A 12,975-nucleotide genomic window follows, 5' to 3' on the forward strand; every position below is an offset into this window, starting at 1 on the left:
GAAAAAGGGCCGGGAAAATCCCGACCCTTTCCGTGTTCTGTCGCATTCGGCGCGAGGCCGGATGGGGACCACCAGGCGATCAGCCCTTGGCGACCTTGGCCACCTCGGCGGCGAAGTCCTCTTCGGCCTTCTCGATGCCTTCACCCACTTGCAGGCGGATGAAACCGGTGATCTCGGCGCCGGCTTCCTTGGCAGCTTCCTCGACGGTGACGTCGGGGTTCACCACGAAGGGCTGGCCCAGCAGGGTCACTTCGGCCAGGAACTTCTTCATGCGGCCCACGATCATCTTCTCGATGACGGCGTCGGGCTTGCCGGATTCCTTGGCGATGTCGATCTGAACCTGACGCTCTTTCTCGACCACGGCCGGGTCCAGCTCGGCTTCGTTCAGGGCGGCGGGGTTCACGGCGGCGATGTGCATCGCAACCTGCTTACCAAAGGCTTCGTCGCCGCCTTTCATCGCAACCAGCACACCGATCTGACCCAGGCCGGGGGCAGCGGCGTTGTGGACATAGGCCGCCACGACGTCACCCTCGATCTTCGCCATGCGGCGCAGGGTCATGTTTTCGCCGATCTTGGCGATCTTGTCGGTGATCACGTCCGAGACGGGCTTGCCGCCCATATCGGCCGAGGCCAGCGCCTCGACGTCGGCCACGCCCAGGGCGGCCTTGGCGATACCGCCAACCATTTCCTGGAACTCGGCGTTCTTGGCGACGAAGTCGGTCTCGGCGTTCACCTCGACGGCCACGCCGGTGGTGCCGGACACTTCGACGGCCACCAGGCCCTCGGCGGCGGTCCGGCCGGATTTCTTCGCGGCCTTGGCCAGGCCCTTGGTGCGCAGCCAGTCAATGGCCGCTTCCATGTCGCCGTCGGTTTCGGTCAGCGCCTTTTTGGCATCCATCATGCCTGCGCCGGTCATCTCGCGCAGTTCTTTAACCTGTGCAGCAGTGATCGCCATCGGGAGATCTCCTTACGGTCTGAAATAGGGTCCGGCTGCGCGTAACACGCAGCCGGTGACAGTTCTGTAACGACGGGCTTACGCCTCGGCTTCGGCCGCGGCTTCTGCTAGGGCTTCCTCTTCGAGGCCCTCGACGAATTCGCCAACGTCCACACCGGCGGCGCCCAGCTGGGCGGTCATGCCGTCCAGGGCTGCGCGCGAGGCCAGGTCGCAGTACAGAGAGATGGCGCGGGCCGCGTCATCGTTGCCGGGGATGATGTAATCCACACCCTCGGGCGAGCAGTTGGTGTCGACGACGGCCACAACCGGGATCCCCAGTTTCTTGGCTTCGGCGATGGCCAGCTGCTCTTTCTTGACGTCGATGACGAAGAGCAGGTCGGGCACGCCGCCCATTTCGCGGATGCCGCCCAGGGACGCTTGCAGTTTGGTCTGCTCGCGTTCCATGTGCAGACGCTCTTTCTTGGTCAGGCCTTCGGCGCCCGATTCCATTTTCTCGTCGATTTCACGCAGACGGTTGATCGACTGGGAAACGGTTTTCCAGTTGGTCAGCGTGCCACCCAGCCAGCGGTGGTTCATGTAGTACTGCGCGCATTTCTCGGCGGCTTCGGCGACGGGGCCGGCGGCCTGGCGCTTGGTGCCGACGAACAGAACGCGGCCGCCCTTGGCGACGGTTTCGCGGATCGCGTTCAGCGCCGCGTCCAGCATCGGGACGGTCTGCGTCAGGTCGAGAATGTGGATGCCGTTGCGGGCGCCGTAGATGAACTCGCCCATGCGGGGGTTCCAGCGCTGCGTCTGGTGGCCAAAGTGAACGCCAGCTTCCAGCAGCTGACGCATGGAGAACTCGGGAAGAGCCATGCCGTTTTCCTTTCCGGTTTGCGCCTTGGCGGGGGTGTGAGACCATCTGGTCAACCGGTGGACGCATGGGGATGTCTCCCCCATGGGCCCGACCCCGCCTGCGGGATTGAGTGGCGCTTCCTTAAAGGCAAAGTTCCGGCGGCGCAAGCCCGCTTTGCAAGGGTCCGCTGCGAGAGGCGGCGTAGCCCTTGGGTGCCGGTTGCCCGCCGGGGCGCGCGCCGGTCAGATCAGCTGGCGCGACAGGCCGATCAGGGCCAGCACCATCACCAGGGCAGAGGCCCGCAGCCGCGCCTCGCGCAAGAGCACGGGGCGGCGTGTCACCCAATGGCCCAGCCCGAGGTACAGCAGCATCAGCACCAGCGCCTCGGCCAGCATAAGCCCCAGGCTGAGCCCGGCAAGGGCCGCCACCGGATGGGGGGCAGAAGGCAGCCCGGCAGCGGTGGCAGTTTGCGCCAGCCCCAGCCCCTGCACCGCGCCCACGACGCCCAGAAGCAGGGCCCGCCACAGATCCAGGCCCGGGCGCAGCATGTTGGACAGGGCCACCGCCAGGGTCGCCAGGGCCAGCGCCACCGGCCCCACCCAGCCCGCCAGCGCCCCCGGCTCTGGCAGAAGCGCCAGCCACAGCACCGCGTTATGCACCGCCGCGAACCCGGCCACCTGCCAGGCCTGGCGATCACCGCGCAGGCTGAGCGCCGCGATGGCCAGCAGACAGCACAACAGCGCCGCCCCCTGGGCCAGGATCAACCCGGCACCTGCCGGGATCGAGGTCAGAAAGGTCATCGCCGCCGACAGCGTCCCCGGGTCCCCTGCGGCCAGGGGCTCTGCCGTCGCCGCCGCGCGGGCCATGCCCGCCGGGGCGCACAGCACCAACGCCAGCGCCGCCCCCCAAATCCCGCTGCGCCGCGCAGGCGGCGCCTGCCCCCTTGTTGCCTGCTGTCCTGCTGTCTGCCCATGGACCCCGCGCCCGCCTTTCAGCGCCGCCGCCCGGCTCTGTCCCGCCATGTCTTGTCTCCCTCCCCCCGGACCTCCCCGTCCGCCCGTCGAAACGGAGGCACAGCATAGCCCCGGCGCCCCTGAAAGGAACCCAAATCACCTACGCATCCGTAGCGGCCCCGCCCGACCGCCCAGCCTGCGGGCGACGGGTGGGATTTGCAGCGGCCCGGGCTGCGCAAAGTCTTGCGCCCGCGCCCGTTCGCGGCGACAAGACCTGATGACACGACAGCCACACCCCCTGCCCGAAATCCTTTGCATCGGTTCCGTCCTGTGGGACGTGATCGGCCGTTCCGCCTCGCATATGCGCCAGGGCTCGGACGTGCCGGGCCGCATCACCCGCCTGCCCGGCGGCGTGGCGATGAATATCGCCATGACCCTGGCGCGCTTCGGGATGCGCCCGGTGCTGCTGACCGCCATCGGCCAGGACCCCGAGGGCGACGAGCTGGTCCGCGCCTGCCATGACCTGGGGATGGAAACCGCCCATGTCTACCGCTCGGAGGATCTGCCGACCGACCGCTACATGGCGGTCGAAGGGGCCAACGGGCTGATCGCCGCCATCGCCGATGCCCATTCCCTGGAACAGGCGGGCGCCAAGATCCTGCGCCCGCTCAGCGACGGACGCCTGGCCAGCGAGGCGGCGCCCTTTGCCGGGCTGGTGGCGCTGGATGGCAACCTGACCCAAACCCTGCTGGAAGAGATCGCCGCCGCCCCCGCCTTTGCCCGCGCCGACCTGCGGGTGGCCCCCGCCTCGCCCGGCAAGGCCGAGCGGCTGCGCCCCTTCCTGGCCCATGGCCGCGCCCTGCTTTACGTCAACCTCGAAGAGGCCGGGCTGCTGTGCCAGCGCGAGTTCGACAGCGCCGAGTCCGCCGCCGCCGGGCTGATCGAGCGCGGCGCGGCGCGGGTTCTGGTGACCAATGGCGACAAACCCGCCTGCGACGGCAGCCCCGAGGGCCTGGTCACCGGCTGCCCGCCCGAGGTGCTGGTCACCCGGGTGACAGGCGCGGGCGACACCTTCATGGCCGCCCATATCGTGGCCGAGGCCGAGGGCTGCGACCGGGCCCAGGCGCTGGACCGGGCCCTGCGGGCCGCGGCGCGCTATGTCTCGGGCGAAACTGCCCTGTGAGCCTGTCACGACGGGTCCGGGCCGCACCCCCGCGCGGCCCCGCACCGCCCCGGCCCGCCCGAAGACCCGCAGGTCCAGCTGCCCGCGCTCTGGGCGCAGGCCCCGCAGGTGCCGGGCTGTCTCGCTTTTGCACGATTGAATCCGGGCTGGCCCATTGCGGCCTGCCCCGTTCGTGCCTAACTTCCTGAACCGAACCCTCTTTCGCGCGGCGCCCCATGAACGACCCCCTGTCCGAGATCCCGACCCACACCCCGCGCCCCGGCCTGCTGGCCCGGCTGCGCTCGTCCTTCCTGACGGGGATCGTGGTCATCCTGCCGGTCGCGCTGACGATCTGGCTTCTGTGGTCCCTGCTGGGCTGGGTCGACGGCTTCGTCCTGCCGCTGGTGCCCGAACGCTTCCAGCCCGAGCAATATATCGGCATCAACCTGCGCGGCGTGGGGATCATCTTCTTCCTGATCTTCACGATCCTGATCGGCTGGATCGCCAAGGGGCTGATCGGGCGGTCGCTGATCCGCTATGGCGAAAGCTTTGTCGACCGGATGCCCTTTGTGCGCTCGATCTATTCCGGCGCAAAGCAGATCGCCGAGACGGTCTTTGCCCAGTCCGAACGCAGTTTCGAAGAGGCCTGCCTGGTGCAGTACCCGCGCAAGGGGATCTGGGCCATCGGCTTTGTCTCGACCGAGGCCCGCGGCGAGGTGGCCCGGCGCGCCGAGACCGGCTCGCAGCTGCTGTCGGTCTTCGTGCCGACCACGCCCAACCCGACCTCGGGTTTCCTGCTGTTCTTCCCCGAGGAAGACGTGATCAAGCTGGACATGACCATCGAGGATGCGGCGAAACTGGTGATCTCGGCCGGGCTGGTCTATCCCAACGGCGTCGATCCCACCAAGCCGCCCAAGGGCTGAGGGCCCGGGCGCCTCAGCCGAACATCTCTTTCAGATCCACGGTAGACCGCGTGTTCAGCGCGTCGCGGCTTTCGTCCAGAAAGCGGTCCGCCGCCGCGCGCCCGGCCGCCTTCAGCGAGGCCAGCACATAGCCATTGGGGAACATCTTCGTCACCACCGACAGGTCCTGCATGACGCTGTCCTCGGCGATCAGATGCACCAGCACCTCTTTCTTCTCGGCGGTCGAGACCTTGCCCTCAGCCAAGAGGCGCTGCACGAATTCGACCGCGCGCAGCTCGCGCAGCAGGGACGAGTTGAAGCTGATCTCGTTGATCCGGTTCTGGATCTGGTTGGGCAACATCGGCAGCTCGTCGCGTTCCAGCGGGTTCAGCGCCACGATCAGCACGTCGCCCGGCAGGTGTGACTTGAACAGGGGAAACAGCGCCGGATTGCCGGAATAGCCGCCATCCCAAAAGGCCTCTTCCCGGCCCGACTGGGCGTCGAAGAACTCGATCGCGGTAAAGACCGTGGGCAGGCAGGCCGAGGCCAGGATGGCATCCGCCGTCACCTCGTCGCCCTCGAAGACGCGGATCTTGCCGTCGCGCACCTTGGTGGCAGAGATATACAGCTCGGGGCCCTCGCAGCCGCAGACGGCGTCGAAATCGAATCGTTCGACCACCGGGCGCAGCGGGTTGCGGTAGAAGGGGCCCAGGGCATAGGGGGTGGACATCAGCGACAGCATGTCGGCCACCTGCCCCGCCACGGAATATTCCACCGCCATGCCGATCTCGCGCGTGCCGGGCAAGGGCAGCCCGGCCAGGAACCAGGGCCAGAACCCCTGTTCCTCGACCGCGCCCATCTGGGCCCAGAACCAGTTCAATTCCTCGCGCGCGCCCTCACGCCCGCCCTTGGCCCAGCCCGCCTTCAGTGCGGCGCCGTTCATCGCCCCCGCCGAGGTGCCCGAGATGCCGCAGATCTCAAGGTCTTCATCCTCCAGCAGGCGATCCAGCACGCCCCAGGTAAAGGCGCCATGGGCGCCGCCGCCCTGGAGGGCCAGGTTGATACGTTTCTTGGGGGCCATGGGTCGCCTCGGTTTTGCCAGGGGAAAACTGCGGGGGAGAAAGGCGAAGGCCCCGCGACTGCGGGGCCTTGGTCGGGGTCTTAAAGGGCGGTCCAGCCACCGTCGATGCTGATCGTGGTGCCGGTGATCTGCTCGGCGGCGGGCGAACAGAGGAAGGCCACCGTGCCGCCCACCTGTTCGGTGGTGGCGAACTCTTTCGACGGCTGGCGTTCCAGCAGCACGTTGCGCACCACATCCTCGCGCGACATGTCGTATTTCTTCATCGTGTCGGGGATCTGTGCCTCGACCAGCGGGGTCAGCACATAGCCCGGGCAGATGGCGTTGCAGGTGATCGGATCCTCGGCGGTTTCCAGCGCCACGGTCTTGGTCAGCCCGACGATGCCGTGCTTGGCCGCCACATAGGCCGATTTGTAGGGGCTGGCGGTCAGCCCATGGGCCGAGGCGATGTTGACCACCCGGCCCCAGCCCTTTTCGCGCATCCCCGGCAGGGCGGCGGCAATGGTGTGGAACGAGCTGGAGAGATTGATGGCGATGATCGCATCCCATTTCGCGGTCGGGAAATCCTCGATCGCCGAGACGTGCTGGATGCCCGCGTTGTTCACCAGGATGTCGCAGCCGCCGGCCTTTTCGACCAGGGCGCGGCAATCGTCGCCCTTGGACATGTCAGCCGCGATATAGCGCACCTCGGTGCCGTATTTCGCCGCCAGCTCCTCGGCCAGCTTGTGATCCTCGTCGCGGTCGGTGAAGGAGTTCAGGACCACCTTGGCCCCCGCCTTCGCCAGTTCCTCGGCCACGCCAAGGCCGATGCCGCTGTTCGACCCGGTCACGATCGCCGTCTTGCCGCTCACACTCATTGGTCTCTCCTTCTTGAGCCGGGGCCAGCCGGGGTTCATCCGGGGCCGCCCGTCGCCGCTGACAATAATGCTGCGGATGCAAAAAGCGAGGGAAAGGCGCCCGGCCCGCGCGCTAACGTGAGAATTCCTGAAGGGACGCGACAAGCGGACCTGCCAGGTCAGCGGCCTTGGTGCGTTTTCGAGGGGATATGGGGCTCTGCCCGCCGGATCTCTGCCCCCGTGACACAGCCAGGGATCGGGCAGAAAAAAACGCCGGCGCAAGGCCGGCGTTCAGTTATTGAGGCAGGTTTCATACAGGCAAGAAACCTATCGAGCAGTGGCTTCTTTATAAGCAATCCGGCGCCGTCATGAAAGCTAAAAGTTTGAAAAGGCGAAGGTCCGCGGTTACCGTGAAGACCAAGAAAACAAGGTTTCCAGGGAGCAGTCGCAAAATGAAACCCCTCTCACCATCGCATACCCGAGGCCGGATCGCGCAAGCGGGACCGCTTGTCAGACGCCTTGTCTCGGGGGCGATTCTCTGCGCCGCGGCGGCGATTCCCGCCCGGGCAGAGCCCTCTCATGGCCTTGCCATGTACGGCGATCCGGCGCTTCCGGCCGACTTCACCCACCTGCCCTATGCCAATCCCGAGGCCCCCGAGGGCGGGGTTTTCGTCACCGGCAATACCGGCGGTTTCGATAGCCTTAATCCCTTCATCATTCGCGGCAGCGTGCCCTGGCAATTGCGTTTCATGACCCATGAAAGCCTGATGTACCGCACCCAGGACGAACCCTTCACCCTTTACGGGCTGCTGGCCGAATCGGTGGAAACGGACCCGAATCGCAGCTGGGTGGAATTCACCCTGCGCCCCGAGGCAAAATTCTCGGACGGCGCGCCGGTGACGGTCGAGGATGTCATGTGGACCTACGAGACCCTGGGCACCATCGGCAACGCCCGATACCTCGGGCTGTGGCAAGCCATCGAGAAGATGGAGCAGACCGGCCCGCGCTCGGTCCGCTTCACCTTCGGCGGCGACGACCGCGAACAGGCGCTGGTGATCGGCCTTTGGCCGGTGCTGAAGAAGGCCCAGTGGGAGGGTCTGGATTTCACCCAGTCGGGCCTCGACGTGGTGCCCGTGGGCTCCTCTCCCTACGTGATCGACAGTTTCGACGCGGGCCGAAACGTGGTGCTGAAACGCAATCCCGACTATTGGGGCAATGACCTGCCGATCCGCCAGGGCGTGGCCAATTTCGACGAGATCCGCATTGAATTCTTCGGCGATCAGGCGGCCCTGTTCGAGGCCTTCAAGGCGGGCGAGATTTCCTTCGTGCGGGAATTCAACGCCGAGAAATGGGATCGCGATTACGATTTCCCCGCCGTGCGCTCTGGCGAGATCGTGAAATCCGAAATCCCCTCGGAGCGGCCCTCGGGCATTACCGGCTTCGTGATGAACACCCGCCGCGCGCCCTTTGACGACATCCGCGTGCGCGACGCGATGATCCACGCCTTCAACTTCGAATATATCAACGAGACGATCACCGGGGGCAAACAGCCCCGCATCACCTCGTATTTCTCGCATTCCCAGCTGGGGATGCGCGAGGGCCCGGCCGAGGGCCGCGTGCGCGAACTGCTGGCGCCCTTCGCCGACCGCCTGGCCCCCGGCGCGCTGGAGGGCTACGCCCTGCCCGCCGGCGACGGCTCGGCCCGTAACCGCGCCAATATCCGCACCGCCGCCGAGCTGCTGGATCAGGCCGGTTGGGTCACCGGCGACGACGGGCTGCGGCGCAATGCGGCGGGCGACCCGCTGGCCTTCGAGATCCTGCTGCGCCAGGGCGATCAGCAGAACGAGGCGATCATCGACATCTACCGCGACGCGCTGGAACGTCTGGGCGTGCAGACCACGGTGACCACGGTGGACAATGCGCAATATACGATGCGGATCGAGACCTTCGATTTCGACATGACCGACATCCGCCGACAGTTCTCGCTGTCGCCGGGCAATGACCAGCGCATCTACTGGGGCGGCGACACCGCCGACCAGCCCGGGTCGCGCAACCTGATGGGGGTGAAGAACCCGGCGATCGACGCCATGGTCGAGGCGATGCTGGCCTCGCGCAGCTCCGAGGATTTCACCGCCGCCGTGCGCGCCCTGGACCGGATCCTGACCACGGGGCGCTACGTGATCCCGATCTTCATGTTCGACAAGGGCCGCGTGGCCCATGACGCGGCGCTGAAATACCCCGAGGAGATCCCGATCTACGGTGACGGCGTCTACTGGCTGCCCGAGGTCTGGTGGATGGATCCCGAGGGCTGATCGCCTGCCCCATACAGACGACACCTTTCAGACCACAACGGAACGCCGGGCCATCGCCCGGCGTTTTGCTTGTGACAGACGACAAAAGGAGTGCCCCCATGCAATGGCCCGACATCGCCCGCAACTGGACCGCCTATGTGCCCGCCGTGATGGACCAATGGCCCGAGGCCGAGGAAGAGGACCTGCTGGCCCTCGATGGCTCTCGCGACGCGCTGGCGGCCTATCTGGCCCAGGCCACGGGACGGGACTACAACGACCTTCAGGACGAGATCGCCAGCTGGCGCGAGGGCGCCATGCCCGCCGATGTCCGCATGGACGAGAGCGAGGACATGGAGGCGATCAGCGCCTCGGCCCGCTATATCCCCGAGGGCGAAGATCCCTCGGACGATGACGCGGCGTTTGGCGATGACGGGCAGGCCGAGACGCCCATCGGGCGCACCGGCTGAGGGCCTGGGGGATCTGGGGGATCAGGCCAGCGAAGTGACCCAGAGGATCGTCGCATCCTCGGGGCTGGTCGAGATCACGTTGTGGCCCATCGAGGCGTCGTAATAGGCGCTGTCGCCCCGGCGCATCTCGACCGGCTCGTAGAACTCTGTGTACAGCTTGATGACCCCGGTCAGGACGTAAAGGAATTCCTCGCCGTCATGGCGCACCCAGCCGTCGAACTCTTCCATCGAGCGGGCGCGGATGCGGGCCCGGTAGGGCAGCATCTGCTTGCGCGTCAGGTTGGCGGCCAGCAGGTCATGTTCGTAGGTGGCGGTGGCATAGGCCTGCCCCTCGCCCTCGCGGTCCAGCGCCATGCGGCCCATCACCTGCTGCGCCTTGGGCGGGGTGAAGAGCTGCGGCACCGAGATCCCAAGCCCCGTCGCCAGCTTCTTCAGCGCGTCATAGGTGGGCGACATCTGCCCGTTCTCGATTTTCGACAGGGTCGAGCGCGCCATGCCGGCCTTGACGGCGGCCTGTTCCAGCGTCCAGTCGCGTTCCCGGCGCAGCTCGCGCACCCGGGTGCCCAGGTCCAGGGGCTCGGCGCTCATGTCCTCGCCCGTCTCGCGGGCGATGCGGATCAGCTTGCGGGGGTCACTCTCGCTCATGGCGCAGTCTATAGGGCCGCCCGGGGCCGCTTGCAACGCCCCTGCTTGCCAGCGCGCGGCCCGCGCCCTAGCAAGGGGGCATGACGCGCCTTTCGATCTGTGATCGCGGCCCCGCCGCGCCCTGCCCCGCCCCGTTCAACATGGCCGCCCATGTGCTGGCCGCGGGCCATGCCACGCCCGACAAGGTGGCCCTGGCGATCCTTGGCCTCTCACGCGCCGAACGCTGGTCCTACGCCCGGCTAGAGGCGGCGGTGCGCGGCACCGCGACCGGCCTCTTGGCCGCCGGGCTGGTGCCGGGGGATGTCGTGCTGATGCGCCTGGGGAATACGGTGGAATTCCCCCTGGCCTATCTCGGTGCCATCGCCGCCGGGCTGGTGCCGGTGCCCAGCTCCGCCCAGCTGACCGCCCCCGAGGTCGCCCGGCTGATCGAGATCACCCGCCCGGCGGCCATCCTGCAAGGGGACGGCGTGGTCTGCCCCGAGACGGACTTGCCGGTCTTCGATCAGGCCACCCTGCTGGCCATGCGCGACCTGCCCGCCGCAGACTACCACATGGGCGACCCGGACCGGCCCGCCTATATCGTCTTCACCTCGGGCACCTCGGGCACGCCGCGCGCGGTGGAACATGCGCACCGCGCCATCTGGGCGCGGCAGATGATGCACGCGGGCTGGTACGGGCTGGGCCCCGAGGACCGGCTGTTGCACGCGGGCGCCTTCAACTGGACCTTCACCCTGGGCACCGGGTTGATGGACCCCTGGACCGTCGGCGCCACCGCGCTGATCCCGGCCGAAGGTGTGCCGCTGACCTCTCTGCCGCTGCTGCTGAAGCGGCATGAGGCGACGCTTTTTGCCGCCGCGCCGGGGGTTTACCGCAAGCTCCTGTCGGATCACCCCACGCTGCATCTGCCCAAGCTGCGCCACGGGCTCGCGGCGGGCGAGAAACTGTCGGACCGCATCCGGGACGAGTGGCGCGCCGCCACGGGCCTTGCGATCCACGAGGCCTTCGGCATGTCCGAGATCTCGACCTTCCTGTCGGGCAGCCCCGCCGACCCTGCCGCCCCCGGCACCCTGGGCCGCCCGCAGCCTGGCCGCCGGGTGGCGATCCTGGGCGAGGACGGCGCGCCGGTGCCCCTGGGCCAGGACGGCACCATCGCCGTGGACCGCGCCGATCCGGGGCTGATGCGCGGCTATCTGGGCGCGCCCGAGGCCACGGCCGCGCGGATGCGCGGCGACTGGTTCCTGACCGGCGATCTGGGCGCCATGGCCGAAGATGGCGCCATCACCTACCGGGGCCGCAGCGGCGACATGATGAACGCGGGCGGCTACCGCGTCTCGCCCGCCGAGGTCGAGGCAGCCCTGGCCGACCTGCCCGGGGTGACCGAGATCGCGGTGACCGAGGTGCCCGTGAAGGCAGACGCCAGCGTCATTGCCGCCTTCTATACCGGGACCGAACAGGATCCCCTCACGCTCACGTCACTGGCGGCCGAACGGCTGGCCCGTTACAAGCAGCCCCGCATCTGGCAGCACCTTGACGCGCTGCCGCGAAATCCGAATGGCAAGTTGCAGCGCCCGGCCCTGCGCGCCCTGTGGGAGACCAAGACATGACCGACACGCCCGAGACCGCCGCCGCCGCGGCCACCGTGAAACTGGACATCCTGTCGGACCCGATCTGCCCCTGGTGCTATATCGGCAAGACCCTGCTGGACCGCGCCCTGGCCGAGCGCCCGGGCCATCCCTTCGTGATCGAATGGCACCCCTTCCAGCTGAACCCCGACATGCCGCGCGAGGGCATGGACCGGCGCGATTACCTGGTGTCGAAGTTCGGCGAAGAGACGGCGGACAAAGTCTATGGCCAGATCGCCGAACGCGCCAAGGCCGAGGGGGTCGCCGCTGACTTCGCCCAGATCACCCGCACGCCCAACACCCTGAACGCGCACCGGCTAATCCATTGGGCCGGTCTGGAACAGGTGCAGGACAAGGTTGTCGACGCGCTGTTCACCGCCAACTTCCGCGATGGCCGCGACATCGGCGATGCCGAGGTGCTGGCCGATATCGCCGACAGCGCGGGCATGGACGCCGCCGTGGTGCGCCGCCTGCTGGCCAGCGATGCCGACGAAGAGGCCATCCGCGAGCGCGACGCCCACAGCCGCAAGATGGGCGTGAATTCTGTCCCCACCTTCATTGTCGCACAGCAACACGCCGTACCCGGCGCCCAGCCGGTCGAGCTGTGGTTGCAGGTGATCGACGAGATCATGGGCCAGCTGGACGCCCCGGCCTGAGCCGGGCTTGGGGCCCCCTGAAGCCCCGAAAGGCGCGCCTGCGGCCTGCGGGCCAACGCCTCCGGCGGGGATATTTCTGGCAATGAGAAGAGGGGGGCGTGGCGCCCGGAGGGGCCAGCGGGCCGCGAAACCCGGCGGGTTTTCCGCAAGATCCCCCTTCAAATCCGCCCCGATCCGCCCTATATCTGCCCTGTCGCCTCGGCGACTATGGGCATAAACGCGCATGTAATAAGCGGATCGGACCCGGGGGCGGTACCCGGCGGCTCCACCAAACATCCCTTGTTGGGGGATCATGGGGCCGAAACAGGATCGACGAACGTGTAAAGATGTAGCTTTGTCCCGGTGAGATACCACCGTTATCGGTTCGCTAAGTACAATTGCCAACAACAATCGTGCTCCGGTTGCTCTGGCTGCGTAAGCAGTTCGAGGAATCGAAATCTAAGTCCTTGCGCCTAGCAGCGTAAGGCGGGGTTCGCAGGTACCTGGCAACAGAAACCTGCACTTCCCCCCCCCTTTGGAAACACCAGGTTCGACAGGACTGATCCTTTGCCCCTGCCGGGACTCTGTCACCCC

The 12,975-nt window shown here is 67.4% G+C and carries 12 protein-coding genes and 1 other RNA gene; 7 read left to right on the top strand and 6 right to left on the bottom strand.

The genetic code is table 11. The annotated features are described in order from the left end of the window. Positions 1 to 79: 79 nt before the first annotated feature. From tsf to ACRARE_RS09420, 3 genes are all read right to left on the bottom strand, one after another. Complete coding sequence (tsf, locus tag ACRARE_RS09410) at positions 80 to 955, bottom strand: translation elongation factor Ts (protein WP_432656171.1); 876 nt, start codon at positions 953 to 955, stop codon at positions 80 to 82. Positions 956 to 1,033: 78 nt separating this feature from the next. Continuing rightward, complete coding sequence (gene rpsB, locus ACRARE_RS09415; RefSeq protein ID WP_432656172.1) at positions 1,034 to 1,810, bottom strand: 30S ribosomal protein S2; 777 nt, start codon at positions 1,808 to 1,810, stop codon at positions 1,034 to 1,036. A gap of 222 nt (positions 1,811 to 2,032) precedes the next feature. Further along, positions 2,033 to 2,812, bottom strand: coding sequence for a HupE/UreJ family protein (locus ACRARE_RS09420; protein WP_432656173.1), 780 nt, complete (start codon positions 2,810 to 2,812; stop codon positions 2,033 to 2,035). Positions 2,813 to 3,020: 208 nt separating this feature from the next. Between ACRARE_RS09420 and ACRARE_RS09425 the strand changes: the two genes are divergently transcribed. Continuing rightward, positions 3,021 to 3,926, top strand: a complete 906-nt coding sequence (locus tag ACRARE_RS09425) for a PfkB family carbohydrate kinase (protein ID WP_432656174.1) — start codon at positions 3,021 to 3,023, stop codon at positions 3,924 to 3,926. 215 nt (positions 3,927 to 4,141) lie between these two features. Beyond that, a complete protein-coding gene (locus ACRARE_RS09430) occupies positions 4,142 to 4,828 on the top strand; it encodes a DUF502 domain-containing protein (RefSeq protein WP_432656175.1) in 687 nt (228 codons plus the stop codon). A 13-nt stretch (positions 4,829 to 4,841) separates the two neighbouring features. Here ACRARE_RS09430 and ACRARE_RS09435 read toward each other — a convergent pair whose 3' ends face one another. Together ACRARE_RS09435 and ACRARE_RS09440 are read right to left on the bottom strand one after the other, a co-directional pair. Beyond that, positions 4,842 to 5,888, bottom strand: coding sequence for a patatin-like phospholipase family protein (locus tag ACRARE_RS09435; RefSeq protein ID WP_432656176.1), 1,047 nt, complete (start codon positions 5,886 to 5,888; stop codon positions 4,842 to 4,844). Between the two features lie 80 nt (positions 5,889 to 5,968). After that, positions 5,969 to 6,742 carry a 3-hydroxybutyrate dehydrogenase gene (locus ACRARE_RS09440; RefSeq protein WP_432656177.1) on the bottom strand — a complete coding sequence of 258 codons (774 nt, stop codon included), beginning with the start codon at positions 6,740 to 6,742 and terminating at the stop codon, positions 5,969 to 5,971. A 569-nt stretch (positions 6,743 to 7,311) separates the two neighbouring features. Between ACRARE_RS09440 and ACRARE_RS09445 the strand changes: the two genes are divergently transcribed. Further along, positions 7,312 to 9,033, top strand: coding sequence for an extracellular solute-binding protein (locus ACRARE_RS09445; protein ID WP_432656178.1), 1,722 nt, complete (start codon positions 7,312 to 7,314; stop codon positions 9,031 to 9,033). 98 nt (positions 9,034 to 9,131) lie between these two features. After that, on the top strand, positions 9,132 to 9,479 hold the full coding sequence (locus ACRARE_RS09450) for a hypothetical protein (RefSeq protein WP_432656179.1): 348 nt from the start codon (positions 9,132 to 9,134) through the stop codon (positions 9,477 to 9,479). Positions 9,480 to 9,500: 21 nt separating this feature from the next. On the opposite strand, the gene ACRARE_RS09455 is transcribed toward ACRARE_RS09450, so the two are convergent. After that, entirely contained in the window at positions 9,501 to 10,124 is a 624-nt protein-coding gene (locus ACRARE_RS09455; RefSeq protein ID WP_432656180.1) for a helix-turn-helix domain-containing protein, read from the bottom strand. 80 nt (positions 10,125 to 10,204) lie between these two features. Here ACRARE_RS09455 and ACRARE_RS09460 point away from each other — a divergent pair, with 80 nt between their 5' ends. The 3 genes from ACRARE_RS09460 to ssrA all read left to right on the top strand — a co-directional run bounded on the left by ACRARE_RS09460 (position 10,205) and on the right by ssrA (position 12,905). Continuing rightward, positions 10,205 to 11,728, top strand: coding sequence for a class I adenylate-forming enzyme family protein (locus tag ACRARE_RS09460; RefSeq protein WP_432656181.1), 1,524 nt, complete (start codon positions 10,205 to 10,207; stop codon positions 11,726 to 11,728). Further along, the gene (locus ACRARE_RS09465) at positions 11,725 to 12,402 is read left to right on the top strand and encodes a DsbA family oxidoreductase (protein WP_432656182.1); all 678 of its coding nucleotides are present in this window, start codon (positions 11,725 to 11,727) and stop codon (positions 12,400 to 12,402) included. The genes ACRARE_RS09460 and ACRARE_RS09465 overlap by 4 nt, the downstream gene beginning before the upstream one ends. A gap of 153 nt (positions 12,403 to 12,555) precedes the next feature. Further along, positions 12,556 to 12,905, top strand: a transfer-messenger RNA (tmRNA) gene (gene ssrA, locus ACRARE_RS09470). Positions 12,906 to 12,975: the final 70 nt, after the last annotated feature.

It is taken from the genome of Pseudooceanicola aquaeponti, from assembly GCF_050897975.1.
GTDB lineage: Bacteria > Pseudomonadota > Alphaproteobacteria > Rhodobacterales > Rhodobacteraceae > Pseudooceanicola.

Coding starts and splice junctions, on each gene's coding strand:
- ACRARE_RS09430 (WP_432656175.1), top strand. CDS start 4,142: ATGAACGACCCCCTGTCCGAGATCCCGACCCACACCCCGCGCCCCGGC.
- ACRARE_RS09460 (WP_432656181.1), top strand. CDS start 10,205: ATGACGCGCCTTTCGATCTGTGATCGCGGCCCCGCCGCGCCCTGCCCC.
- ACRARE_RS09420 (WP_432656173.1), bottom strand. CDS start 2,812: ATGGCGGGACAGAGCCGGGCGGCGGCGCTGAAAGGCGGGCGCGGGGTC.
- ACRARE_RS09450 (WP_432656179.1), top strand. CDS start 9,132: ATGCAATGGCCCGACATCGCCCGCAACTGGACCGCCTATGTGCCCGCC.
- ACRARE_RS09425 (WP_432656174.1), top strand. CDS start 3,021: ATGACACGACAGCCACACCCCCTGCCCGAAATCCTTTGCATCGGTTCC.
- ACRARE_RS09440 (WP_432656177.1), bottom strand. CDS start 6,742: ATGAGTGTGAGCGGCAAGACGGCGATCGTGACCGGGTCGAACAGCGGC.
- ACRARE_RS09465 (WP_432656182.1), top strand. CDS start 11,725: ATGACCGACACGCCCGAGACCGCCGCCGCCGCGGCCACCGTGAAACTG.
- ACRARE_RS09435 (WP_432656176.1), bottom strand. CDS start 5,888: ATGGCCCCCAAGAAACGTATCAACCTGGCCCTCCAGGGCGGCGGCGCC.
- ACRARE_RS09445 (WP_432656178.1), top strand. CDS start 7,312: ATGTACGGCGATCCGGCGCTTCCGGCCGACTTCACCCACCTGCCCTAT.
- ACRARE_RS09455 (WP_432656180.1), bottom strand. CDS start 10,124: ATGAGCGAGAGTGACCCCCGCAAGCTGATCCGCATCGCCCGCGAGACG.
- rpsB (WP_432656172.1), bottom strand. CDS start 1,810: ATGGCTCTTCCCGAGTTCTCCATGCGTCAGCTGCTGGAAGCTGGCGTT.
- tsf (WP_432656171.1), bottom strand. CDS start 955: ATGGCGATCACTGCTGCACAGGTTAAAGAACTGCGCGAGATGACCGGC.